This is a genomic window from Malaciobacter marinus, from assembly GCF_003544855.1.
GTDB lineage: Bacteria > Campylobacterota > Campylobacteria > Campylobacterales > Arcobacteraceae > Malaciobacter > Malaciobacter marinus.
Genome location: NZ_CP032101.1, coordinates 813400 through 839838, shown reverse-complemented (window position 1 = coordinate 839838; position 26439 = coordinate 813400). Strand labels below are relative to the sequence as shown.

Here is a 26439-nt window from a genome sequence, read left to right as displayed (position 1 = left end):
ACATTTTTTAGCTAACATTTAACCTATGAAGGCTTTATTTAAATACTTAGCAATTTTTATCATTGTTTTTTGCTCTATATTTTTTACTTTTAAAAGTTATCCTAATTTATTGTCAAGTCTTGACAATCAAATAAAAAGCTTTTTATTAAAGCATAAAAATAAGACACAGCAAAGTAAAAATATAATAATTGTAGATATTGATGATAAAAGTATAAGTCAAACTTCACAATGGCCTTGGAGAAGAGATCTTTTTGCTAATTTAATATATGAATTACAAAAAACAAATCTAAAAGTAATTGGTGTTGATATTTTGTTTTCAAAAGAAGATATAAATTCTCCTTTTAATGTAATTAAAACCCTTAATTTAAAAATTGACAAACAACTTCCTAATTATGATGAACTTTTTTCAAAAGCCATTAAAAACTCTTCAAAACCAATAATTTTAGGATATCACTTTTTTAATAACTCTTTTAAACAAAAAATAGCACAAAAACCATATAGTTTAAAAATTTTAAAAAAAACAAAAATTGATGATATGAATATTTTAGAAGCAAATAATATTAATATGAATATTGATTTACTTCAAAGTAGTGCTTATTCAACTGGCTTTTTAAATATTATAAATAGTAACTCCTCTATTTTGACGAATGTACCTTTAATAATAAAATATGAAAATGAGCTTTATCCATCTTTTGCATTAGAAGTAATACGAACCCTAAAAGATAATAAAGATATCTCTATTAAAAAAGTTGATAATTCATATCATGAAATACAACTTGATGATTTAAATATTAGTGTAGATAAAAAAGCATCTTTAAGTTTAAGTTATTATAAAAGTAACTATTTTAAAACCATATCAGCTATAAATATTTTAAATAAAAATTATGATAAAACTATTTTTAATAATAAAATAGTCTTATTGGGAAATTCAGCCTTAGATGTAGTAAATTTAAATAACACATTAGTAGATAAAAAACTATCAAGTACACAAATTCATGCAACAATAATAGAAAATATTTTAAACAAGGATTTTTTTATAAATGTAAATTGGCAAGATAATTTTATAAGTGCAACAATTTTTATTATTTTTGCTTCACTTTTTTTAACTCTTTTTTTCAATAAACTTTTATTTAGCTCATATATAAGTTTATTGTTACTATTTTTTATAAGCTTTGGTATTTTCTACTTTTTTTATATTGAAAATATAATAATAAATAGTGCCTTTATTTTAATTTCTTTAATTATTGCTTTTATTTGCACAACTACAATAATTTTTATAAAAAAAACAAAAGAGCTAATATTATTGAAAAAAAAGTTTGCAGCTAAAGTATCAAGTAATGTAATGAATGATATATTAAAAGATGAAAATAATCATTATTTAAGAACAAAACAAAAAGATATTACTATTTTTTTTAGTGATATTATAGGTTTTTCACAAATTACCAATCAAATCAATGATCCTGAAAAACTAACAAAATATTTAAATAAATATATGAATCCAATGACTAAAATCATTATGAAAAATAAAGGTACTGTTGATAAGTTTATAGGTGATTCTATTATGGCTTATTGGAATGCTCCTTTTAGTGTAAATAATCATCAAGACCTCGCATTAACATCTGCACTTGAGCAACTAAAAGCCTTAGAAGAAATAAATAAAAACTATGAAGAAAATTCACCTTTAAAAATAAAAATTAGAATAGGAATAAATAGTGGAAAAGCTTATGTTGGAGAAATGGGAGCAGATGATAGAAATGATTATACAGCACTTGGAAGTGAAGTAAATAAAGCTTCAATTTTAGAACAAGCTTGTAAGATTTATAAAACCTCTTGTATTATTTCACAAAGTGTAAAAATTGCATTAAAAAAAGATTACACAATCAGACTTCTTGATACTATTTCTATAGAAGATACAATAAAAGGTGCTTTTAATATTTATGAAGTTTTCAAAGAAGGAAAGCCAACACAAGAAGAACAAATCCAAATAGATTCTTTTGAAAAGGCTTTAGGGTTTTATTATAAAAAAGAGTTTCAAAAAGCCTTAGATATTTTCCAAAAACTAGAAAATAAAAATAGCAACTTAAATACTTATGCTATAAGTTTTCATATTAAAAGATGTAAAAAATGCTTAATGAATACAAGCTTTTTTTCTCCTGTTACTATAATAAATAAAAAGCTTATTTCAAAATAAGCCTTTAAAGTTTTTTAATTTTATCTATTTCATCTCTTAATCTAATTGCTTCCTCAAAATTTAAATCACTTGAAGCTTTTTTCATTTTTTTATTTAATTCAAGCAATAATTTTTTCTTTTCACTTGCTGGCATTTTATCTAATTTTTGTTTCTTCCAAGCCAAGTCATCATACTCTTCAAGTTTTAGATTTTGATCAAGTTTTCTTTTTGTTGATTTTGGTGTAATATTATGTTTTTTGTTATGTTCTTGCTGAATTTTTCTTCTTCTATTTGTTTCATCTATTGCAAACTGCATAGATCCAGTTACTCTTTTAGCAAAAAGAATTACTCTACCATTTTCATTTCTAGCACCTCTACCCATTGTTTGAATAAGTGAAGTTTTACTTCTTAAAAAACCTTCTTTATCTGCATCTAATATAGCAACTAATGAAGTTTCAGGAATATCAAGACCTTCTCTTAAAAGATTGATTCCAATAAGCACATCAAACTCTCCAAGTCTTAATTCTCTAATAATTTGATTTCTTTCAATTGCATCAATTTCACTATGCATATATTTTACTTTTATTCCCAAATCAGAATAATAAGAAGCTAGCTCTTCTGCCATTTTTTTAGTTAAAACTGTTACTAAAACTCTTTCATTTTTTTCAACAACTCTTTTTATTTCATCATAAAGTTTTTCAACTTGATACTCACTATCCATGATTTCAATAACTGGGTCTAAAAGACCTGTTGGTCTAATAATTTGTTCAGCCACTACTGCACTTTTTTCAAGTTCTAATTCATTTGGAGTAGCACTTACAAAAACAAAGTGTGGTGCTTTATTTATAAATTCATCAAATTTTAAAGGTCTATTATCAAGTGCACTTGGTAATCTAAAACCATACTCTACAAGTACTTCTTTTCTACTTCTATCAGCTGCGTGCATTCCTCTAAATTGTGGTAAAGATACATGTGATTCATCAACAATTAATAAAAACTCTTCTTTCATTTGTTCAAAATAGCTTATTAAAGAGTAAGGCGTTTCTTCTGGTTTTTGTCCAGTAAGATGCCTTGCATAGTTTTCAATTCCTTTACACATACCTGTACTTTCAATCATCTCTAAATCAAATTCAACTCTTTGTTTTAATCTTTGATACTCCACTTGTTTATCTTCTTGTTTGAAAAACTCAAGTCTTTGCTTTAACTCTTCTTCTATTTGTTTTACTGCAACTGCTAATTTGTCATTTGAAACAACAAAAGGATTAACAGAATAGATTATTACTTCATCTAACTCTTTTATTCTTGTGTTAGTTAAATATTCATGCTTACTAATTGTTTCAACTTCATCACCAAAGAACTCAACTCTTATAAATTCATCCTCAAAATATGCAGGAAAAATATCAATTACATCTCCATTTACTCTAAAATCTGCCCTATCAAAGAACTTATCATTTCTTTTATAACCCATCTCTACAAGTTTTAATAAAAACTTTTTTTGAGAATATTCAAAACCAACTTCAATTCTTTGAACCATTGCTTTATACTCTTCTGGATTACCTAAACCGTAATTTGCAGAAACAGAAGCAATTACAATAACATCATCAAAAGATAAAAGTGACGCAGTTGCACTAAGTCTTAATCTTTCTAATTCCTCATTTATTGAAGAATCCTTTTCAATAAATAAATCACTTCTTGGGATATAAGCTTCTGGTTGATAATAATCATAATAAGAGATGAAATACTCCACATGATTATTTGGAAAAAATGCTTTAAATTCTGAATATAGTTGTGCGGCAAGTGTTTTATTATGTGTCATAATCAAAGTTGGCTTTTGAGTTTTTTCAATAACTTTTGCCATTGTATAAGTTTTTCCACTTCCTGTTACACCAAGAAGAGTATTATATTTTTCACCTTTAATTATTGAATCACTTAAAGCTTTTATTGCTTGTGGTTGATCTCCTGCTGGTTCATACTCACTTACTACTTTAAACTTTGCGATAATCTATCCTTTATTGCTTGTATGTTGTTAAAATATAAAAAAGTATTGATATCTCTTTATTTGTCCAAATAACATCATCACTTAAAATATTTTTTGAAACTTTTATATCAACATTGGCTTTATACTTTAATAAAATAGTTTGAATAAAACTATTTAATGATTTATTATCAAGGTTAAGTATATTTTTATGAAATACCTTTTCTTTATTTGGTATAAAAAAATCTTTGTCATTTTTATAAAGATTAAGTAACATAGATATTTGCCAACTATGCCACTCTTTTTTTTCTAATTGCTTTGTATTTAAACTTTTTATATCTAATACTTCAAAAGTATGAAATATCTTTCTTACTATATTGCTATTTGTTGCAAAATCCAATTTTTCTATTTTCAAAGGTAATTCAACTTGACTTATATAAATATGATTTTTTATCTTTGGGTTTTTATTTTGAAGCTTTGTAGCTCTTCTTTTATTATAAAAAATAAAAGGTATTGATAAAAATATAACTGCAATAATAAAAAATAAAAACTCTAAATTCATAAATTTACTTTCTTAAAAATATTTTGTTCTACTAGCATATATTCACTACTACAACAAAGAGAAGGTACATTTACATATCTTTTATTTCCAAAATCATACTCTTTACCTTGGTGAAAGTGACCTTCAATAATAATATCTGCTTCAAAATTTTCAACTCTTTTTTTTGCTAACTCTTCAAAAGCTGTAAAATTATGACAAATATTTTTCTTCATCAAAGTATAATATATCTTCTTTGAAATAAAATTATTATAATCAATAGAGTTTAAAAACTTCAATAGTTTATGGTTTCTTATAATTTTACAATAAATATTATATAAATTTGGAGTAAAATTATCTCCATGAGAAAGTGCAAGTTTTTTATTTTGATACTTCATAAAAATAGGTTGATCTTCTCTTTTTACTACTAAAACATCTATAAAAAGAGGCTTCATATTGTAATCATGATTTCCCTCTAAATATATTATTTTTATATCTTTTGCAAGTTCATTTATTATATCAATAAGTTTTTGATTTCTTTTTACAAAATAAGTACTTTCAGATGAGATAAAATCAAACATATCTCCCATTAAAAAAAGTTGTTCAGTCTTAATCTTTTTAGATTTCAATTTTTCTAAAAAGATTAAAAAATCTTGATTCTTTTCATTGTAGTGCGAATCTGCTACAAAGATTGCACCATCCTTTATATTAAGGTGCATAAGCAATTTTAGGTATTCCTTCATCCTCTTCAAAGCCACACATAATATTTGCATTTACAACAGCTTGAGAAGATGCTCCTCTTAGTAGATTATCAATTGAAGAGTTAATAAAAAGTGCTTTACCATTTCTTGCTACAAAAATATCACAAAAATTTGTTCCTGCTGTTGATTTTATATCAACAGCACTATTTCTAACTCTTACAAATTCACTATTTTTATAACTTTTTTCTAATATAGCTTCCACATCAACTTCTTCTTTTAAGCTCGCATAAACTGAAACTAACATTCCCCTTGTAACAGGTATTAAATGTGGTACAAAGTTAACACTGAAATCTTTATCTTTAAGAAGTTTAACTTTTTCTTGAATTTCAGGCATATGTCTATGCTTGAAAGGATTATAAGCATGAGTATTTTCGTTTATATGAGCAAATTGAGTTATCTCATTTAACTTTTTACCTGCCCCTGTAACTCCAGATTTAGCATCAATAAATATTGGACTATTTTCATCAATATAATCAACAAAAGGAAGCAAAGCTAAAAGTGAAGCTGTTGGATAACACCCAGGATTTGCAACTAAGTTTGCATCTTTTAATTGATTTTTATAATACTCAGGTAAGCCATACACTGCACTTGAGATATTCTCTTTATCTTCATGAGGGCAATAATGTTTTTCATAATTTTCAAGTTCTAATCTATAATCAGCACTTAAATCAACTACTTTAACACCTAAATCTAGTAGCTCTTTTGCAAAAGACATAGATGTTTTATGAGGTAGTGCTAAAAAGGCAAGTTTTGCAACTTTTGCAACTTCTTTTGCATTTGCTATTTCAACAGGCATATCAATTAGACCTTGCAAACTTGGATGCAAATCTTGTACATTTATATTTCCTGTTGAGTTAGCTATATATGAAATATTGAATTTTGAGTGAGTAATCAATATTTTTACTAATTCTAAGCCAGTATAGCCACTAGCTCCTATAATTGCTACATTCATTATATTGATATCTCCTTGAAATAAACTTCTAATACTTCAAAAGATCTAACACCTCCTGGAAGTGTAGCTTGAAGTTCATCACCTTCTTCTTTTCCCATTAGCTGTTTTGCTAAAGGTGAGTTAAAAGAGATAAATCCTTTTTCTGCATTTGATTCTATTCCACCAACAATTGTATAAGTATACTCTTCTTCTGTATCAACATCTACTAAACTAACAGTTGATCCAAAACTAACTTTATCATGTGGTAGCGTTGAGGGATCAATAATTACTGCTTTACTAATAATATTACTTAATTCTGCGATTTGTGTATCAATTAATTTTAATTTATCTTTTGCAGCATGATACTCAGCATTTTCTTTTAAATCTCCTAATTGTCTTGCTTCATCTAAGGCAATAACAGTTTGAGGTCTCTCTTTTGATTTCAAGAAGTCTAGATTTCCTGTAATTTTTTCATATCCATCTCTTGTCATAGGTTCTTTTTCCATCAACGACTCCATAAATTATTTTATGTTATAATATCTAAAATTTTTAAAAGAGTAGATTAGATGAAATATGATAGAACAAAAAAACTATTTGGTGAAGAAAACTTTAATAAATTTACAAAAGCAAAAATTATATTACTTGGAGTGGGTGGAGTAGGAAGTTTTGCCCTTGATGCACTTTATAGAACAGGTGTTACTGATATTACTATTGTAGATTTTGATACATATGAAGAATCAAACTTAAATAGACAAATAGGTAGTGAGGGTAACATTGGAAAAGTAAAAGTTGAAGCATTAGCACAAAAATATCTAAAAGTGACACCAATTCATGTTAAGATAACAAAAGAGTGGATTGATAACTTTGATTTTTCACAATTTGATTATATTTTAGATGCCATAGATGATGTAACACCTAAAGTTCATTTAATTAAAAAACACTATACTAAAGTAATTAGTACAAGTGGTGGGGCTAAAAGAATTGATCCTAGTAAAATTGAGTATTTATCTATTTGGAAAACTTATAATGACCCATTTATTAGAAAAATAAGAACAGAGCTTAAAGCTCAAGGGTTCAAGAAAAAGTTTAAAGTAGTTTTTTCTTCAGAAGAACCTTTATGTATAGAAAAAGGAAGTTTTGAAGGAGTTACAGGTTCATTTGGTCTTATGATGGCTTCTGTAACAATAAAAAAATTGTTAAATAAGAAGAAGTAGAATAACTTTTATAAAAAAGTTGATTATAAGAAAAAAAGATATATAATTTAAGTATCACATAAAAAGGAATAATATGAGCGATATTAATAGTAGCGTTGAACAAATGACACAAGGTCACAAAAGAAATGTTCAACAATTAGCCGTATTTTACACTAGTCATAACAATATTTACGCAATCAATATTGCAAAAGTAAAAGCTTTTGTTATTAAAGAAGAAGTAACAATAAATGACACACCAAGTGATTCAAATATAATTGCAGGTATTGCTACTATTAGGGGTGAACCTGTTACTTTAGTAAATTTAGATGCATGGCTAGGCCAACAAAAAATGCAAATAGATGAATACAAACTTATAATATATTGTGAATTCAATCATAAAAAAGTAGGATTTTTAATTAAAGATATGTTAGATATCGTTGAAAAAACTACTGAAGAGTTAAGACATACAGAAGAAACAAATTCAAAAATAACATATACAACTTATGTAAGAGTTAATGATAAAGATGAATTATGTACTGTATTTAATGCTGAACAACTACTAAAAGATATTGGTTGGACTGGTGATGGACAAGATGAAGTTAACAAATATGTTGATGCTCCATTAAACTCTAATAAATTAGTTCTAGCAGCAGAAGATTCAGGAGTTGCAAGGGAAGTATTAAGAAAATTTTTCCAAAAAGCAAAATTAAAGTTTGAAATTTATAACAATGGTGCTTTATTACTTCAAAGAATACAAGAAGTAGATCCAAATAGCATAGGTTTAATTATAACAGATATTGAAATGCCAGAAGCTGATGGTTTCCAAGTTGCATCATTTATAAAAGACAATAGCTCACATAATTTTATTCCTGTAATAGTTAACTCATCAATGACAACTGATGCTGTTAAAAACAAAATGAAAGATATTGGTGTTGATGGTTTTATTGGTAAAACTGATGTTCAAGCTTTATATGAAGCTACTAAAAAATTCTTACTTAGTTAATATTAGATGAGACTTTGCTCATCTAATATATAAATTTTCTTATTTAGATTCTAACCAATTTTTCAATACTTCTATTTGTAAATTTGTTTGTTTTGTAGATGTACCACCAAAAGAATTTCTTGCATTCATCGAAGCTTCCAAATCAAGATAATTTAAAATCTCTTCATCTATATTAGCAATTTGTTCATTTGATTTTCTTATTTCTTCAATTGTAAGTTCACTAATATCTTTATTTAATTCATTTGCTGTTGCTACGACATCTTTTGTAATATAATAAGCTGTTCTAAAAGGCATATTTTGTTTTTGTACTAAATAATCAGCCAAATCAGTAGCACTTAAATGCCCTATTTTACAAGCATTATACATCTTGTCTTTATTTACAATCATAGTTTTGATTACTTCATTTAAGATTGCAAGTGATACTTCTATTGTCTTAACAGAATCAAATACACCCTCTTTATCTTCTTGCGTATCTTTATTATAAGCTAGTGGTAAACCTTTCATTACGGTAAACAATGAAATCAAATTACCATAAACTCTTCCTGTTTTACCTCTTAAAAGTTCAGGAACATCTGGATTTTTCTTTTGTGGCATAATAGAAGAAGTAGTTGCATACTCATCGCTCATTCTAACAAATTGGAACTCATATGAAGACCAAGTTACAAGCTCTTCTGAAATTCTACTTATATGCATTACAGCTGTACTTATATTAAATAAAATTTCCAAAGCAAAATCTCTATCACTTACCGTATCCATTGCATGAGTTGTAGGTGAATAAAATCCAAGTTGTGAACATGTACTATCTCGATTTATATCATGAGGTGTTCCAGCAAGGGCAGCACTTCCTAAAGGTGAAAAGTTATTTCTTTCATATGAACTTTCAAATCTTTCATAATCTCTTTTAAACATGTTTGCATAAGCTAGTAAATGATACCCAAAATTAATAGGTTGAGCATGTTGTAAATGTGTCATTCCAGGTATTAAAGTAGTTGTATGTTTTGAAGCAACATCAACAAAAGTATTAATCAACTCTTTAATTTGTTGTTTGATACTTATGTTTTTATCTTGTACATAAAGTCTAAAATCAGTTGCAACTTGATCATTTCTACTTCTTGCTGTATGAAGTCTTTTCCCTGCTTCACCTACGATTTCAGTTAATCTACTCTCAACTGCCATGTGAATATCTTCATGCTCTATTTTAAACTCAAATTCACCACTTTCTATCTCTTGTTTTACTTGTAAAAGTCCTTTATGAATTGCTTCTTTATCTTCTTTTGATAATATTCCTTGCTCAAAAAGCATTTGACTATGTGCTATTGAGCCTTTTATATCTTGTGCATAAAGTTCTTTATCAAACATAACAGAAGCATTAAACTCATCTAATATTTTTGCATTTGTATTTTTTAAAATTTGATTATTTTGCTTTGACATTAATTCTCTTCCTCAATCTTTACAATAGCATCTTTTATTATAGTTATTATTTTATTTTTTGCTTCAGCTTCATCATTTTCAGGTACATCCCATCCAACAATAGACATATATTTATCAACAAGTGAATTTACATCTGAAATAATTGTATCGTGAAGTTGTTCTAGCTCTTTATCTTGTGCAGTCATAATATCCCCTTTTTTTAGTAATAAAAGATATTATAACATAACTATGATTTTACGAAAGTTTGTAAAGGATCTTTTTTTGAAATGCTTGCATACTTTTTCATTCCAAGTACACAGTTTATAAAAAATAAGATATTAGATAAAATAAATAAAATTGCTGCTATAGTTATAAATATTTGACTAAAAAAACCATACAATAAAAAGAAAACATATGAAGCCATATAAATATAAAAATGAATTTTAATTAAATCTTCATGAATTATCTCTTTTATTGTTGGAATATCAAAATATCCCTTTGAACTTAGATGAAACCAACATAAAAATGGAATAATTTTATAAACCATTCCTTGTAATAATGAAAACAAAAATCCAAAAGCAAATAAAATAGTTAAAAAATAAGATGAATCTTGTGGAACAAAAAGCCAATTAAGCATTGCTATTACAAGAGAATACAATGATACTTTCCAATACCAAAGTGTTACATCTGTAACAGGTCTTCTTCTATTATTTAATGAGTTTAATCCATGAAATGCATATATAACAAAAAATATTGCAAATAGTACTTTATAAATATAAAAATTAAGATCTAAAAATGCAAAAGCAAAATAAGAAATAATAAGTAAAAATATAGATATAGGTAATCTATTTTGAACTGATTTAGGAAAATCCAAAGCAACATAAAACATAGGTATTACTTGAAAAGAGACACCAATAATAAGTAATGCAGCAAAACCAAATATACCAAGTAAAACATGAATATTTACAAAAGATAAATAGTTTGAGCCCATATTTCCACTTAAATGTGCTCCTGCTAAATGTAAGCCTAAAAGTGCTGTTAAAATCCCTGCAATAGCAAATAGTTTCATTACATTTACGGTAGAAGTAACATATTTTACTTTAAATAGCAGTCTTATTGCTGTAATAAAAAAAGTCAAAAAAGATATAGCTAGACAAACAATTGCAGCAACTAAAAACTCATTTTGATAATACAAAAACTTTAATACAAAAAATATAGTTCCCAATGTTAAAAAAGTATGTACAACTGTTGCAAAAAGCTTGGCTCTTTTAATAGGAGCACCTGCAAGTACAGGCATCATTTGTTGCATTGCACCAAAAATTATCATTGATAATACACCTAAAGTAAACATATGTACCATAGCTATTGTTTCACTTGAAAACCTATTTGTTATAAGTTCTGCTGGATAAATTAAAAACATTACGCCAATTAGCATAGCGAAAATTGGTGCTGTTAAAAAAAACCTAAAAGGTACAGAAATTGGTGGTGCTTGATCTAATGATAATCCTTGGTTAAACATTTAATTCACTCTTTTTAATTCTTTCATTTTTTCTATAACTGAACTTTTTTGTTCTTGTATATGAGCATCAGCCATTGCATAAAGCATTTGCTCTTCTTTCATATTATGTTGTTGCGTAAGCATCATCAAACTTTCACTTAATCCAAAAAAATGATTCTTATCTTGCTTAGCAATATCTTCTCTCATTTGAGAAACAACATTTAGCATTTGTGCATGTTCCATTCTCATAACTTGAGTTGGTCCATTTGTCATACCAGTAATTTCTTCAAAAACTGGAAACATAACTTTTTCTTCCATATCAAAATGAGTTTGCAAATCTTTTGCAAATCTTTCAAAAGTTTCTTCTGATTTTACCCAGTCTTGTGAAGCTACTGCATTTTCCATATTTGCAAATTCTTCATCACAGTCTCTATGATCTTGTGTAAGAAAAGATTTAATTGTTTCTTCCATAATTTACCCTTATATGTTTTATAAAATTGTACATAAAAAAATAAATTAATAGATTGATGAATATCAATAAAAGAGAGAACTCTCTTTTATTTGATAGATTTAAATAGGTAAAACTCTTAAGTTTTCGTCAATTTTTTGTTTTAATATTGACTCAATAGCATATAATGTTCCAGTACTTCCAGAAGCACATCCAGAACATGCACCTAAGTATCTAATATATAAGTCATAATGAGGTAAGTTTTCTTTAATATCAATAATTTCCATATTACCACCATCCATTACAAGCATTGGTCTAATATCTTCATCTAAAACTGAATCAATTGCTTTAATTCTTTGAACTAAAGTCATCTTATCAAAAGTTAATGCACCACTTGCACTTGCATCAGCTGCATCTTTTAATTTTTCTTCATCCATTGAAGCTCTTGTATCTTTTAAAATATCTACTAAGTAAATATCCTTTTCTTCATGTCCACCTGGTTTAATACATGATTTACAAAATGCACCTGCTTTTGTATAATCTGTAATCTCTTCAACTGTTTTTAAATCATTAATTTTAATTACTTCTTTAATAGTTGCTAATGAAACTCTTGCACATTCACAAACAATCTCTTCTTCTTCAAGAGATTCCATATCAACACCTTTATATTGTGATGCTGCTTTTTTAATAACATCATATGCCATAACAGAACAGTGCATTTTTTGAGGTGGAACAGCAGGAGTATCTGGATTATCTCTTAATGCTTTTTCAACATCAATATTTGTAATCTTAATTGCTTCATCAACTGTTTTACCTACACATAACTCAGCCATAACATCACTTGATGCAATTGCAGTACCACATCCAAAAGATTTAAATTTTGATTCTAAAATTTTATCTGTAGCTTCATCAACTGCCCAATAAAGTCTAACTGCATCACCACATGATTCTGCACCAAAATCAGCAATAATAAGTTTTGTATTTAACTCTTTTGCTCTTTCTTCTGTAATTTCCCCTTGATGTTGAGGATTATTCATTCTATTTACAACTTGATCTGAATACTCATCCCAAATAGATCCACTAACTAAATCATTTTTTGCCATTTTATTATTCCTTTATATTTCTTTTTATAACCCAGATTCATGTGATTTTGGTGCATATGCATAAGAACTTGATAAATTTCTTAATCTTTTAACTGCATTTACAATTACCTCAATCGCATAATCAATTTGTTCTTGTGTATTAAATCTACTTAAACTAAATCTAACTCCAGTATGTGCTAACTCACTATCACTTCCAAATGCATTCATTACTGGATTTGCTTCTAAATCTTCAGATGCACATGCACTTCCTGTACTTGCACCTATTCCTTTTTGATTTAAATCCCATAACATAGACTCACCCTCAACACCTCTAATTGAAATAAGTGTTGTATTTGGAGTTCTATTTTCAGTTCCACCAATAACAAGTGTTTCAGGTAGTTCTAAAATTGCATTTTCAAGTCTATCTCTTAATTTTCTTACATGATTATCTTCATAAGCTAAAGCCATTTCATTTGTAGCTAAATGCATAGCATATCCCATTCCAACCATTGACGCAACATCAACTGTACCTGCTCTTTTACCACCCATTTGTTCACCACCGTGTAATAATGGAGTTAATTTAACACCTTTTTTAATATATGTTCCACCAACACCTTTTGGTCCATGAAATTTATGTGCTGAAAATGACATGAAATCTAAATTTGCTTTTTGTACATCAACAAGAACTTTTCCAATAGCTTGAGTTGCATCTGAATGAAATAGTACATTTGCTTCTTTACAGATTTTTCCAATTTCTTCAATAGGAAAAAGTTTTCCAGTTTCATTATTTGCCCACATAATACTAACTAAAGCTGTATCATCTTTAATATTTTCTTTTACTGTATTTGCTTCAATAACGCCATTTTCATTAACTGGTAAATACGTAACACTTACTCCTTGTGCTTCTAAAAATCTACATGCTGCTGTAACTGCTGGGTGCTCTACTTCTGAAGTTACAATATGATTTTTATTACCATTTAATATTTCATCAACCCATACACCTTTTATTACTGTATTAATACTTTCAGTAGCATTAGAAGTAATAATAATATCATCTTCATCATCTGCATTTATTCCAGTATATAAATAATCTAATGCTTCCATCATTTTTGGATGAGTCCCAGCTCCAAATCTATGTAAAGAGTTAGGGTTACCATAAGTTTCACAGAAAAATGGTTTCATCTCTTCAAAAACTATTGGATCAACCATTGTTGTAGCATTGTTATCTAAATAAACTTCCATCATATTTCTTTTCCTAGTCGATAATTTAATTTTATTATCATTTAATTTTTTGTATTATATTTAATATAGGATAAAATTTGTCTTAATTAAATAAGCTAAACTTTGTTATTTACTAAAAGTAACAAATTTTAGAATATTATTTTATCTTTAATATTATTTATATTCACTTTGATATGATGATTGAAAAAATTAATCTTTAAAGTTGATAGAGTTTTTACTAATAAATAGATATTATAAATTAAATTTTTTTATACACGAAGGATTAAAATGAAAAAGTTAGTTTTACTAATATTGTCAGCTACTTTTCTTTTATTATTTTCAGGATGCTCTGATTCAAATAATGAAAAGAAAGAAGAAAATAAAATATTAAAAGTTGGAATGGAATTAGCATATCCTCCATTTGAAATGAGTGACAAAGATGGAAACCCAACAGGTGTTTCTGTGGACTTTGCAAAAATGATTGCAAGATCAATGAATAAAGAATTAAAAATAGAAAATATTGCTTGGGATGGTCTTATTCCCTCACTTAAAACAGGAAAAGTTGATATGATTATTTCTTCTATGACTATTACAAAAGAGAGAAAAAAATCAATTAATTTTTCAATTCCTTATGCAAAAACTGCTTTAGCAATACTTGCAAATAAACAATCAGGAGTTAAAAGTATTGATGATTTAGACCAAATGGGTAAAACTGTTGCAGTAAAGAAAGGTTCAACTGGTCACATTTATGCACAAAAACATTTAAAAAATGCAAACGTTTTAGTTTTTGATAAAGAAAATGCTTGCGTTTTAGAAGTTGTTCAAGGAAAAGCTGATGGTTTTTTATATGATCAATTAACTATATATAGAAATAATATAAAGCACAAAGATACAACTGTTGCACTTTTAAAACCTTTCCAAAAAGATTTTGAATATTGGGGTGTTGCTTTAAGAAAAGATGATACTAAACTAAAATCACAAGTTGATGAATTTATAAAAAAAGCAAAAGATGATGGAACATTTGATGACTTTGCTTATAAATATTTAGAAGATGCAAAAAAAACATTTGATAAATTAAATATATCTTTTTTCTTTTAGGAGTTAACTATCAAATTAAAAGATTATTTTATAAATGAATTATCACATAACAAGCAAGACTCTTTAAGTAAAAGAGTCTATGCTTTTAATCTAACAATATTAACAATCACCGTTTTTGCTATTTTGTACTTTATGTTTTCAAATGTAAGTTATGATTTTGCTTGGGATAGTGTTTTTGAATATAGGCAAAAATTTATTGATGGTTTTTTTATGACTATTCTTATTTCTATATTTGCATTAATTTTAAGTCTGATTATAGGCTTATTTTTTGCTTATGCTCAAAATTCTAAATTAATTTTTCTAAGATTTTTTGCAAGGTTTTATATAGAAATAATTAGAGGAACTCCCCTACTTGTTCAAATATTAATATTTTTCTATGTTTTTGCTAATAATCTTGGATTTAATAATAGATATATAGTTGGTATTTTTATACTTGCTATTTTTGCTGGGGCTTATGTGTGCGAGATAATTCGTGCAGCTATTGAATCGATTGAAGTTGAACAATATGAAACAAGCATAAGTTTAGGAATGACTAACTATGAAATGTATAGATATATAATCTTTCCACAAGCTTTTAAAAGAATGCTTCCAGCTTTAACTGGTCAATTTGCTACAATAATAAAAGACTCTTCTTTATTATCAATTATATCAATTTCTGAATTTACAATGAATGCACAAGAAGTAAATGCTTATACATACTCTACATTAGAAAGTTATATACCTTTAGCAATTGGTTATTTATTACTAACTTATCCTATATCATTTTATACTAATCGACTTGAAAAAAGTATCAAATAACAAAATACTATCTTTACAAGAAGACATAATTATGCTACAATTTCCTAAATAAGACAATTAATGTCCTATTTAGGAGTTTTTATGAAAAATGAGACAATAAATAACGTTATACAAAATGATTATAGCCTTGGGTTTGAGACAATTGTAAACTCAGATACTTTTCCAAAAGGCTTAAATGAAAATGTAATAAAAGCAATATCTGCTAAAAAAGAGGAGCCGCAATGGTTACTTGATTTTAGACTTAAAGCTTATAAAAAATGGCTTACAATGGAAGAACCAAATTGGGCAAAATTAGGTTATGATAAAGTTGATTATCAAGATATATCATACTTCTCTGCACCTAAAAAGCCACTTGGTTCATTAGATGAAGTAGATCCAGAAATTTTAAAAACATATGAAAAATTAGGTATTCCATTAGAAGAGCAAAAAAAACTTGCAGGAGTTGCAGTTGATGCTGTATTTGATTCAGTATCTGTTAAAACTACATTTCAAAAAGAGCTTGAAGAATTAGGAATAATATTTTGTTCAATAAGTGAAGCTGCAAACAAATATCCAGATTTATTAAGAAAATATTTAGCTTCAGTTGTTCCATATAGTGATAACTATTTTGCAACATTAAATTGTGCTGTTTTTACAGATGGAAGTTTTGTTTATATTCCAAAAAATACAAGATGTCCAATGGAATTATCAACATATTTTAGAATCAATGCTTTAAATACAGGACAGTTTGAAAGAACACTAATTATTGCAGAAGAAGGAAGTTATGTATCTTATAATGAAGGATGTTCAGCACCTATTAGAGATGATAGTCAACTTCATGCAGCCGTAGTTGAATTAGTAGCATTAAAAGATGCACATATAAAATACTCTACTATTCAAAACTGGTATCCAGGGGATAAAGATGGTAAAGGTGGAATTTTAAACTTTGTTACAAAAAGAGGTATTTGTAAAGGTGACAATTCAAAAATATCTTGGACACAAGTTGAAACAGGTTCACTTGTAACATGGAAATATCCATCATGTATTTTAAAAGGAAATAATAGTAGTGGTGAGTTTTACTCAGTTGCTCTTACTTCACTTGCTCAGCAAGCTGATACAGGTACAAAAATGATTCACATAGGTGAAAATACTAAATCAACAATTATTTCAAAAGGTATTTCTGCATTAAATGGCTCAAATGCTTATAGAGGCTTGGTAAAAGTTGCAAAAAGTGCAAAAAACGCAAGAAATATTTCTGCTTGTGATTCACTATTGATTGGTTCAAACTGCTCAGCACATACATATCCATATCAAGATATAAAAAATTCAAGTGCTAAAATTGAGCATGAGGCAACAACTTCAAAGATTTCTGATGAACAACTATTTTATATAAGACAAAGAGGAATTAGTGAAGAAAATGCGGTATCATTAATAGTAAATGGTTTTTGTAAAGATGTATTAGAAGAGTTACCAATGGAGTTCGCAGTTGAAGCAAAAGCGCTTCTTGATGTATCACTAGAGGGTAGTGTTGGTTAAAAAAAGAGGTAAAAAAATGTTAAGTATAAAAAATTTAGATGTAAGTATAGCAAATAAAGAGATTTTAAAAGATTTCAATTTAGAGATAAATGAAGGTGAAGTTCATGTTATCATGGGTACAAATGGTGTAGGAAAATCTACACTTGTTAAAGCTTTAAGTGATCACTATGATTGTGAAGTAACAAAAGGTGAAGTAACTTTTAAAGGTAAAGATTTATTAGAACTTGATGCAAGCCAAAGAGCAAATGAGGGATTATTTATGAGCTTTCAAAATCCTGTTGAAGTTCATGGCGTAAACAATATGTATTTCTTAAAAAGTGCAGTAAATGAAAAAAGAGCTTATAAAAATGAAGAAGAAGTAAATTCTGCACAATTTTTAAAAGAAGTAAAAGGTATCATTAAAGATTACAATATAAATAATGAAGTTATAAAAAGAAACGTAAATGAAGGTTTTAGTGGTGGAGAAAAAAAGAAAAATGAAATGCTTCAACTACTAGTATTAAAACCTGATTTAATTATGTTAGATGAAATTGATTCAGGACTTGATATTGATGCAATAAAACTTGTAGCAAATGCTGTCAATTCTATGCTTGATGGAAAGCGTTCAGTTTTGATGATTACGCATTATGATAGATTATTAGAGTTAATAAAACCTGATTATGTGCATATCATAAAAGATGGTAAAATTGCAAAATCAGGAGATTATAATCTTGCTTTAGAACTTCAAAAAAGAGGTTTTGAGGGATTAGGAGAGGATAATGAAAGTAGTTGAGATAGAAAACTTAAATCTTGATATTTTACCAACTAAAAAAGTAGAAGAGTTTAGAAGCTTTAATATATATCCTATTTTTGAAAAAGATTTAGATTTCAATCTTGAAAAAGACATAGATTTAAATCAATATTCATACTTAAAAGATGAACATTTTTATAATATCTTTTTAGTAGATAATGAATTAGTTTTTGAAAATGAATTAAATAAATTTTTAGAAGTATCTTATGAAAAATTTGAAGATAGTGTAAATAAATTATATACTTTAAATAGTTATATAAATAAAGAAGCTTTAAATCTAACTATTAATGAAAAACTTGACAAACCTTTAAATATAATTTCAATTTTTCAAGGTAATAATAAATTTTTCACAAACTCTTTAAATATAAACATAAAAGCAGATGTAGATATTTTAGAGACTTTTCACAATGACTTATCAAAAGATTTTTTAATAAGTGCAAATAGAAAATATACAGTTTTAGAAGATATAAAAGCAAATATTGCAAAGGTTCAAACTTTACAAAATGGTAATATTATTACAAATTATAAAACTGATTTAAAAAGTAATGCAATACTTAATCTTGTAAACTTAGAGTATAAAGCAGATCTTGCTTTAAATATCTTTGATAGTAAACTAGAAAATGAGAATGCAGTTTTAAATATTGATGGAATTGTAAAAAATAAAGCAAAACAAAGAAGTGGTAATATTGCTTTTATTGAACATATTGCAAAAAGTACAACAAGTGATATTAAAATAAAGCATCTTTTAGATGAGAATGCCCATTGTCTTTTTGATATAAGTTCAACTGTTCAAAACAGTGCACTTTATTCAAAAGCTTTTCAAAATAGCCAAACTATTATTTTAAGTGATGATGCAAAAATAAATGCAAATCCAAGACTTCAAATTTATATTGATGAATTAGAAGCAGCACATGGTGCAAGTTGTGGTACTTTAAATGAAGATGAATTATATTATTTATGCTCAAGAGGTATAAGTAAAGCAAAAGCAAGAGAGATGATTATTGACTCTATTGAACTACAAGTTATTAGAGAAATTGAACTAAAAGCAATTAGAAGATATATCAAAAATCTAAAAAGGATAAATCATGTATAAAAAAGATTTTCCTTTTTTTAAAAATAGTAGTGTAGTCTATCTTGATAATGCAGCAACAACACAAAAACCAAAAGAAGTTGTTGATAAAGTAGTTGATTATTATACAAACTTTTGTTCAAATACACATAGAAGTAACCATGGGGGTGCAAATAAAGCCACAAAAGAGTTTGAAGCAACAAGAGACACATTAAAAGATTTTATAAATGCACCTCAATCAAAACAAATAATTTTTACAAAAGGTGTAACTGAGTCTTTAAATATGATAGCTTCAACTTTTGCAAAAGAGTTTAAAACTATTATTATCTCTTCATTGGAACATCACTCAAATATTACTCCTTGGCATATGCAAGGAAGAACTTTACATAAAGGACTTGAAGTTGTAAATGCAAAAGATAATTTAGAGTTTGATTTTGAACACTTTGAAGAGCTTTTAAAAAATAACCCAAACTCTTTTGTAAGCATAACTCATGTTTCTAATGCATTTGGTGTTATACATGACATAAAAAAAATTGCACAACTAACACACAAATACAATAGCTACTTACTAGTAGATGCAGCGCAAAGTTTGGCTCACTTTGAGGTTGATGTTCAAGATTTAGATGTGGATTTTTATGCTATGTCTTCACATAAAACATTTGGACCAACAGGCGTTGGAGCTTTATATATAAAAGAAAACCTACTTGAAAAACTTCCTGTTTATCAAACAGGAGGAGCTACAATTAATGATGTAAGTTTTGAAAGAAGTATTATGTTAGATGCTCCATATAAATATGAAGCTGGAACACAAAATATTGCAGGAGTAATTGGCTTTAAAAAAGCACTAGATTACTTAAATAAAATCACACTAAAAGAAGTTTACAAACTTGAACATGAATTATGTACTTATTTATATACACAATTAAAAAAAGTTGAAAATATCATCTTATATAATGATACTAAAAATTCAACGGGAAGTAGAAGTTTTAATATAAAAAATTTAAACAGTGAAGATATCGGTATTTTACTTGACAAAATGCATATAGCAGTAAGAGCTGGTCACCATTGTGCGCAACCTATTATGAAAAAATTAAATATTGATGGTACAATAAGAGTAAGTATTGCTTTTTATAATACAAAAGAAGATATTGATATCTTTATAAAAGGTTTAAAAAAAGCGATTTTAATGCTAAAGGATTAAGATGGTTGAAAATAAAATTGATGAGATAAAAGATGATTTAGAACTTTTTGATGATGATTTACAAAAATATGAATATATAATTGATTTAGGTAAAAGTTTAGAACCACTTGAAGAAAAACATAAAAAAGATGAAAATTTAGTACAAGGCTGTACTTCAAAAGTTTGGTTAATATGTGAAAAAAAAGATGATATTTTAGTATTTAAAGCTGACTCAAATGCAGCAATTGTAAAAGGTTTAGTAAAAATATTATTATCAATTTTTTCAGGAATGAAAGCTCAAGAAATTATAGATTTTGATACACAAGTTTTACAAAAACTAAATCTTCAAGAGATTATTACACCAAATAGACAAAGCGGTGTACAAGGTATGATAAAAAGAATAAAAGAGTATGCAAACGCCTTTGCATAAGGAGAAAATATGAGTAATTTTACAAAAGAACAAATAGAAGATGTAGAAAAAAAAATAATATTTAATTTAAAACAAGTATATGATCCAGAAATTCCAGTAAATATTTATGATTTAGGTTTGATTTATAAGATAGAAATAGAAGAAAAAGAGCCTTATTTACATGCAACTGTTACTATGACTCTTACAAGTCCTGCTTGTCCTGTTGCTGATGCATTGATTGATCAAGTAAAGTATGTGACACAAGCAGTTGATTTAGTAGATGAAGCTTATGTTCATTTAGTATTTGATCCACAATGGGATAAAGAGATGATTTTAGAAGAAGGTAAAGATGAGCTTATGATGAATGGAACGATAATTTAAACTATTATGCTTCTTTAAAAGAGATTATGAGATAATGACGACTAATCCAAAAAAAGAAGCATAATGGCAAAAAATAAGAAAAAAAATAGTTCAGCATTTACAATTACAGTAGTTGTAGTTGTAATATTTTTTATATTAATAGCTTTTAAAGAAGCAATTGGGATTGGAGATAGTATCTTTTCTCCTAATACAAAAAATTCAAACTCTGTAAATGAGCATATTCCACCAAAGTTAAGATGGGAAAAGTCTTTTAGATTTGGAGATGAAAAAGAGAAAGAAAAAGGTGGAGGAAACTTTTTACAGTATCAAACAGACAAAAATAAAAATAAATAAAACCAATTAAAAAGGGGGATTACATGGAACTTTTTTATACAATTTTCATGGTAATTATTTTTATTGTTGCAATAATGCTAAGTTATAAAACCTTACAATTCACAAAAACTATGTGGAAGTTTAAAAATAGAAAAAAAGATGGTAGTGAAGACAAAGACTTTAAGTACTTTGATTAAAACTACTTAATTTACAAAGTTTTCCATATTACTTCATTTAGAAGATTTTATGAAAAACTTTGAAATTATTTTATTTTAAACTTTGTTCAAAAACTCTATCAAGTTTAGCAACAGCTAAAAACTTATCATAATATGCTTGAAAATACTTCTGCTTCGCATTTGTAAGTAAGTAGTTTGCATCTGTTAAATCTGTTGGTTTAACAATACCCTCAGAATATTTATCATTGACAATTTTATAGTTTTCTTTTGCTTGTACTAATGCAAGTTTTGCACTATCATAATTTAAAAGTGCAACTTCTAAATCACTTTTTGCTTTTTGATATTGTAGTTTTATATCAAGTTTTGTTTTTTGTAGTTGTTCTTTTACTTGTCTCATTTTAAGTCTATTTATATCAATAGTTGAATATTTTATTCCACCATCATATAAATTCCATTTCAATTGAACTTGAGCTACTTTTTGATCATCTGGTTCTAAATCTTTTGGCATAGAGTCATCACCATACTTATTATAAGATAATGAAGCATCAATTGATGGTAAAAAATCACCTTTTGTTGAATCAACTTTTGAATCTATACTTTTAATATTCATTTTTAAAGCTTTGATTTCACTTCTATTATCCAAAAATTCAACTTTATAAGAATCTTTTTCAATAGCTATATTATCATCTAATTCTTCAATTGTTTGCTTTTGTAAATCAATTCCACCTAAAATATTACTCAACTCATATCTTGCAATTTTTAAATCACTTATTGCTCTTGTAAGATTTTGTTTTGCATCTAACATCTTTACTTGAATATCAAGCAAATCATTTTTTGCAATCAATCCTTGTTCAAATCTATTTTTTGAGTCTTCATATTGCTTTTTAAATAGTTTATAAGCAACTTCATATGTATCTTTATTTTTTCTTTTATTTAAAAACTCAATATATGCTGTTTTTGTATTATAAACAATATCTTCTTTAAAGGCAAAAAGAGTCAAATTACTAGCTTTTGCACTATATTTTGCACTTTTTACAAGATTATAATCTGAGAAACCATTAAATAAATTATAAGATAAAACTGCACTTGCACTTGAGTCTCTTTTTAAACTTTCATCTCTTGCTTTACTTCTATCTGTGTAAGCATAAGACAAATCAAGTTTTGGTTTAAAACCTGATTTGTTTAATTCTATATTCTCTTTTGCTTCATCATACTCATAATATTTTTGTTTTAATTCATTATTATTTTTTAATGCAAGATTTACTGCACTATTTATATCTAAAGCATTTGCATTTACTATAAATAGTGTACTTATTAATACTATACTTCTTTTTATCATGCTATTTCCTTACGCTTTACTAACATCAACAGGAGCTTTTACATTTTTTACTTTTTGTTCTAATTTAATAAAAAACATTAAAAGTGCAGGTGTAATAAATATAGTAAATATAGTAGATAATGCTAATCCACCAGTAATTACTGATCCTAAACCTCTATAAAATTCACTTCCTGGACCTGGAATTAATACAAGTGGTAACATACCAAAAATTGATGTTAATGAACTCATATAAATTGGTCTAATTCTAGTTCTAGTTGCTTCAACAACTGCTTTTTTATGCTCAAAACCATGATTTCTTATTAGATTTAAACTTTGGTGAACAATTAAAATCGCATTATTTACAACAATACCTACAAGAATAATAAATCCAAGCATTGTAAGTACATCAAGAGGCTGTGGTGCAATAAAGGCATTTGTCATTGCAAGACCTAAGAAACCTCCAGCTGTTGCAAGTGGTACTGTAAACATAATTACAATTGGATATAAAAAGTTTCCAAATAGTGCTGACATTAGTAAATAAATAATTACTAAGGCTAAAATAAAATTAATACTTAACATATCAATTGTTTGTGATAATTTATCTGCTGTACCACTAATATTTACTTCAACATATTTTGAAACTTTACCTTCACTTTTTATTTTATCAATTGAACCTTTTAAAATTCCCATTGCTTCTTCAATTGTCATTCCATCTGGTGGAGTGATTTGTAAAGTAATAGTTCTTTTCCCATCTAGGTGTCTTATTTCACTAATACCTGCTGTACTTTGTGAAGTTGCAAGTGAACTTAAAGGAACAATTGAACTATTTGGTAATACAACTTGTGCATTTAAAATATCTTGAGGTGTGTTTATTTGACTATCTTTTGCTTTTACAACTAAATCAATTTTTTTCTTACCATCTTGTTCAAAATCACCTATAATCTTTCCATCCATATAAACATCAGCTATTACACCTAAATCATTTGCACTCATATTTAAAGAACGCAATGCATCTTGATTTGGATGCAATCTAAACTCTGGATAAAGTAACTCAATTGATGGTACAGGTCTTACTTGTCCACCTTTAATGATTTGATTTGCTGCTAAGAATAACTGTGTACCAACATCTGCAATCTCTTGTATACTCTCTCCACTAATATCAATATCAATATTATTACCTTCACCAACACCACTTTCAAAAACACCACTTTGAATTGTTACTCCATAAGTTGATGGAAGTGAGTTTACAATAGGTCTAAATAAAGGTATTAACTCTTTTGCTCTTGATTCATGCATTGAAGTTCCACCAAAAAGGTTAAAATCTCCAAAAGATACAAAGAAAGCTCTATTAATACCAGGGTAACCATCTTTATCTTTATTAAAGTTTGGTTCGACTTGTTTCATTAAATATGCACCCATATCATATCTTTCTTGATAAGATAATCCTGGAGGTGGAATTAAGATATTAAAAATCAAGTTTTTATTTCCTTGAGGAAGGTAATCCATCTTTGGAAATAATAAGAAAATAATACTTAAAGATGAAATACCTAAAATCAGTATTGTCATAACTTTTGTAAATGTATTTTTTAAAGATATATTTACAATACTCATAAATTTTTCAACTATAGCATCACCTAGTTTTGTAAGAGAACTTTTACCCCTTGGCTCTTTTCCACTAATACTTGCAAACTTTTTCCAAAGCATTGGAATAACTGCAATTGAAACAAAAAGTGAAAATGAAACTGCTGATGTTACAGCAATTGCTATATCTTTAAATAATTGCCCTGCTTCATCTTCTAAAAAAACGATTGGTAAAAATACTGCCATTGTTGTAGATGCACTTGCAATTAGTGCTCCCCAAACTTCTTTTGCACCAACATATGCAGCTTCTGGAATACTCATTCCTTCTTTTCTATGCCTATCAATATTTTCTAAAACAACAATCGCACTATCAACTAGCATACCAACGGCAAAAGAAATCCCTGCTAAAGAGATTGTATTTAAACTTCTTCCTAGTAAATCAAGTACAATAAATGTACCAATAACAGAAATAGGAATAGCAATAGATACAACAGCTGTTGGTGAAATTGCTCTTAAAAATAGTATTAAAACAAAAATTGCTAAAGCACCACCAATCATGATATTTTGTTGTACTAAATCAACAGAACCAACAATATAACTTCTTTGGTCATAAATCCATTTTATTTTTAAACCTTTTGGTTTTAAAACGTTTTCATTTAATTCATTTACAGCTGCTTCAACTTCGTTTGTAAGCTTTACAGTATTTACCTCAGAGTTTGGTTGAACCCCTAAAAAAATACCATCTTTACCCATAAACATCGCAACACCACTTGCTGTTTCATATCCAAAATCAACAGTTGCTACATCAGATACTAGAACTCTTTGATCTCTATTTGAAACTAATACTACACTTTCAATATCTTTTGTAGTTGCAAATTTGTTTACAGTTCTAATTCTGTAAGCTCTTCTTCCCATATTTTGAACACCAGCAGATACATCAACATTTTCATTTTTTAGAATATTGATTACTTGATTAACTGTTAAATTATATGAAGCAAGTTTATTAATATCAAAATTTACTTGCATTTGCTGTTCACGACCACCGCCGCCCATTGTCCCAGCAACACCATTAACTCTTTTAATTACTGGTTTTATTTCATCTTCAAAATATGTTTTATATTCATCAATATGCCTATCATTGCCCTCAAGTGTTTGAAGCATCATCCAAATAACAGGACTTGCTGTTGCTGTTTCTATTACAGGTTCATCAACATTATCAGGATAAGAACTTACCTCATCAAGCTTGTTTGACACATCTTGAAGGGCTGATCTTAAATCAGTTCCTAACTTAAAAGTTAAAGTAATCTCACCATAATCATCATTTGCTGATGCTTCATATTCTATTAGATTATTTAAACTTTTAAGTACATCTTCTTGTTCTTCAATAACTTCTCGTTCTATTTCATAAGGAGTGGCACCTGGCCATGTTGTTGTGATTTTTATCTCTGGTTTTGTAACATTGGGAGTAAGTTGGTATGGTAAGCCTTTTAATGACAAAATACCAAACATCACAACAATTAAAACAGAAACGATTATAGTTACTGGATTTTTAATTGAAAACTTAATTAAATCCATTCATTTT

26 protein-coding genes are annotated in these 26439 nt (G+C 27.3%); 13 read left to right on the top strand and 13 right to left on the bottom strand.

Features of this window, described 5'->3' with window-relative positions; genetic code table 11:
• Positions 1-25: 25 nt before the first annotated feature.
• Positions 26-2191: a CHASE2 domain-containing protein gene (locus AMRN_RS04110; protein WP_099310084.1), complete on the top strand. Its 2166-nt coding sequence runs from the start codon at positions 26-28 to the stop codon at positions 2189-2191.
• A 4-nt stretch (positions 2192-2195) separates the two neighbouring features.
• On the opposite strand, the gene uvrB is transcribed toward AMRN_RS04110, so the two are convergent.
• Genes uvrB through greA form a run of 5 tightly spaced genes read right to left on the bottom strand, consistent with a single transcriptional unit; the run spans position 2196 to position 6881 of the window.
• Entirely contained in the window at positions 2196-4169 is a 1974-nt protein-coding gene (gene uvrB, locus AMRN_RS04105) for an excinuclease ABC subunit UvrB (RefSeq protein ID WP_099310083.1), read from the bottom strand.
• A gap of 10 nt (positions 4170-4179) precedes the next feature.
• Entirely contained in the window at positions 4180-4707 is a 528-nt protein-coding gene (locus tag AMRN_RS04100; protein ID WP_099310082.1) for a hypothetical protein, read from the bottom strand.
• Positions 4704-5402 carry a UDP-2,3-diacylglucosamine diphosphatase gene (locus tag AMRN_RS04095; protein WP_099310110.1) on the bottom strand — a complete coding sequence of 233 codons (699 nt, stop codon included), beginning with the start codon at positions 5400-5402 and terminating at the stop codon, positions 4704-4706. Before AMRN_RS04095 ends, AMRN_RS04100 begins: the two co-directional genes overlap by 4 nt.
• On the bottom strand, positions 5392-6396 hold the full coding sequence (gene argC / locus AMRN_RS04090) for an N-acetyl-gamma-glutamyl-phosphate reductase (protein ID WP_099310081.1): 1005 nt from the start codon (positions 6394-6396) through the stop codon (positions 5392-5394). The genes AMRN_RS04095 and argC overlap by 11 nt, the downstream gene beginning before the upstream one ends.
• Positions 6396-6881, bottom strand: coding sequence for a transcription elongation factor GreA (gene greA, locus AMRN_RS04085; RefSeq protein WP_099310080.1), 486 nt, complete (start codon positions 6879-6881; stop codon positions 6396-6398). Before greA ends, argC begins: the two co-directional genes overlap by 1 nt.
• Positions 6882-6941: 60 nt before the next feature.
• Between greA and AMRN_RS04080 the strand changes: the two genes are divergently transcribed.
• Together AMRN_RS04080 and AMRN_RS04075 are read left to right on the top strand one after the other, a co-directional pair.
• The gene (locus AMRN_RS04080; RefSeq protein ID WP_099310079.1) at positions 6942-7589 is read left to right on the top strand and encodes a tRNA threonylcarbamoyladenosine dehydratase; all 648 of its coding nucleotides are present in this window, start codon (positions 6942-6944) and stop codon (positions 7587-7589) included.
• Between the two features lie 73 nt (positions 7590-7662).
• Positions 7663-8571, top strand: coding sequence for a chemotaxis protein CheV (locus tag AMRN_RS04075; RefSeq protein ID WP_099310078.1), 909 nt, complete (start codon positions 7663-7665; stop codon positions 8569-8571).
• A gap of 39 nt (positions 8572-8610) precedes the next feature.
• Here the strand turns inward: AMRN_RS04075 and argH are convergent, their stop codons facing one another.
• From argH to AMRN_RS04045, 6 genes are all read right to left on the bottom strand, one after another.
• Positions 8611-10002, bottom strand: coding sequence for an argininosuccinate lyase (argH, locus tag AMRN_RS04070; RefSeq protein WP_099310077.1), 1392 nt, complete (start codon positions 10000-10002; stop codon positions 8611-8613).
• Positions 10002-10187 carry a hypothetical protein gene (locus tag AMRN_RS04065; RefSeq protein ID WP_099310076.1) on the bottom strand — a complete coding sequence of 62 codons (186 nt, stop codon included), beginning with the start codon at positions 10185-10187 and terminating at the stop codon, positions 10002-10004. Before AMRN_RS04065 ends, argH begins: the two co-directional genes overlap by 1 nt.
• 41 nt (positions 10188-10228) lie before the next feature.
• Positions 10229-11500 (bottom strand): hypothetical protein, encoded by a 1272-nt coding sequence (locus AMRN_RS04060; protein ID WP_099310075.1) that lies wholly within the window; start codon positions 11498-11500, stop codon positions 10229-10231.
• The gene (locus tag AMRN_RS04055; RefSeq protein WP_079578675.1) at positions 11501-11950 is read right to left on the bottom strand and encodes a hemerythrin domain-containing protein; all 450 of its coding nucleotides are present in this window, start codon (positions 11948-11950) and stop codon (positions 11501-11503) included.
• Positions 11951-12049: 99 nt separating this feature from the next.
• Entirely contained in the window at positions 12050-13030 is a 981-nt protein-coding gene (locus tag AMRN_RS04050; RefSeq protein ID WP_099310074.1) for an iron-sulfur cluster assembly scaffold protein, read from the bottom strand.
• A gap of 24 nt (positions 13031-13054) precedes the next feature.
• Positions 13055-14251, bottom strand: a complete 1197-nt coding sequence (locus AMRN_RS04045; protein ID WP_099310109.1) for a NifS family cysteine desulfurase — start codon at positions 14249-14251, stop codon at positions 13055-13057.
• A 267-nt stretch (positions 14252-14518) separates the two neighbouring features.
• Between AMRN_RS04045 and AMRN_RS04040 the strand changes: the two genes are divergently transcribed.
• From AMRN_RS04040 to AMRN_RS14180, 10 genes are all read left to right on the top strand, one after another.
• The gene (locus AMRN_RS04040) at positions 14519-15328 is read left to right on the top strand and encodes a transporter substrate-binding domain-containing protein (RefSeq protein ID WP_099310073.1); all 810 of its coding nucleotides are present in this window, start codon (positions 14519-14521) and stop codon (positions 15326-15328) included.
• 132 nt (positions 15329-15460) lie between these two features.
• Positions 15461-16126: an amino acid ABC transporter permease gene (locus tag AMRN_RS04035; RefSeq protein WP_099310072.1), complete on the top strand. Its 666-nt coding sequence runs from the start codon at positions 15461-15463 to the stop codon at positions 16124-16126.
• Positions 16127-16207: 81 nt separating this feature from the next.
• Positions 16208-17641, top strand: a complete 1434-nt coding sequence (gene sufB, locus AMRN_RS04030) for a Fe-S cluster assembly protein SufB (protein ID WP_118897364.1) — start codon at positions 16208-16210, stop codon at positions 17639-17641.
• 16 nt (positions 17642-17657) lie between these two features.
• Complete coding sequence (gene sufC / locus AMRN_RS04025; protein WP_099310108.1) at positions 17658-18413, top strand: Fe-S cluster assembly ATPase SufC; 756 nt, start codon at positions 17658-17660, stop codon at positions 18411-18413.
• Complete coding sequence (locus AMRN_RS04020; RefSeq protein ID WP_099310071.1) at positions 18400-19524, top strand: SufD family Fe-S cluster assembly protein; 1125 nt, start codon at positions 18400-18402, stop codon at positions 19522-19524. Before sufC ends, AMRN_RS04020 begins: the two co-directional genes overlap by 14 nt.
• Positions 19517-20701, top strand: coding sequence for a cysteine desulfurase (locus tag AMRN_RS04015; RefSeq protein ID WP_079578663.1), 1185 nt, complete (start codon positions 19517-19519; stop codon positions 20699-20701). Before AMRN_RS04020 ends, AMRN_RS04015 begins: the two co-directional genes overlap by 8 nt.
• Position 20702: 1 nt before the next feature.
• Complete coding sequence (locus AMRN_RS04010) at positions 20703-21110, top strand: SufE family protein (RefSeq protein WP_079578661.1); 408 nt, start codon at positions 20703-20705, stop codon at positions 21108-21110.
• Positions 21111-21119: 9 nt separating this feature from the next.
• Positions 21120-21470 carry a metal-sulfur cluster assembly factor gene (locus AMRN_RS04005; protein WP_099310069.1) on the top strand — a complete coding sequence of 117 codons (351 nt, stop codon included), beginning with the start codon at positions 21120-21122 and terminating at the stop codon, positions 21468-21470.
• A gap of 63 nt (positions 21471-21533) precedes the next feature.
• Positions 21534-21803, top strand: coding sequence for a hypothetical protein (locus tag AMRN_RS04000; protein WP_099310068.1), 270 nt, complete (start codon positions 21534-21536; stop codon positions 21801-21803).
• A 23-nt stretch (positions 21804-21826) separates the two neighbouring features.
• A complete protein-coding gene (locus AMRN_RS14180; protein WP_165375108.1) occupies positions 21827-21979 on the top strand; it encodes a hypothetical protein in 153 nt (50 codons plus the stop codon).
• A 70-nt stretch (positions 21980-22049) separates the two neighbouring features.
• Here the strand turns inward: AMRN_RS14180 and AMRN_RS03995 are convergent, their stop codons facing one another.
• Together AMRN_RS03995 and AMRN_RS03990 are read right to left on the bottom strand one after the other, a co-directional pair.
• The gene (locus AMRN_RS03995; RefSeq protein WP_079578655.1) at positions 22050-23297 is read right to left on the bottom strand and encodes a TolC family protein; all 1248 of its coding nucleotides are present in this window, start codon (positions 23295-23297) and stop codon (positions 22050-22052) included.
• Positions 23298-23306: 9 nt separating this feature from the next.
• Positions 23307-26432, bottom strand: a complete 3126-nt coding sequence (locus AMRN_RS03990) for an efflux RND transporter permease subunit (protein WP_099310067.1) — start codon at positions 26430-26432, stop codon at positions 23307-23309.
• Positions 26433-26439: the final 7 nt, after the last annotated feature.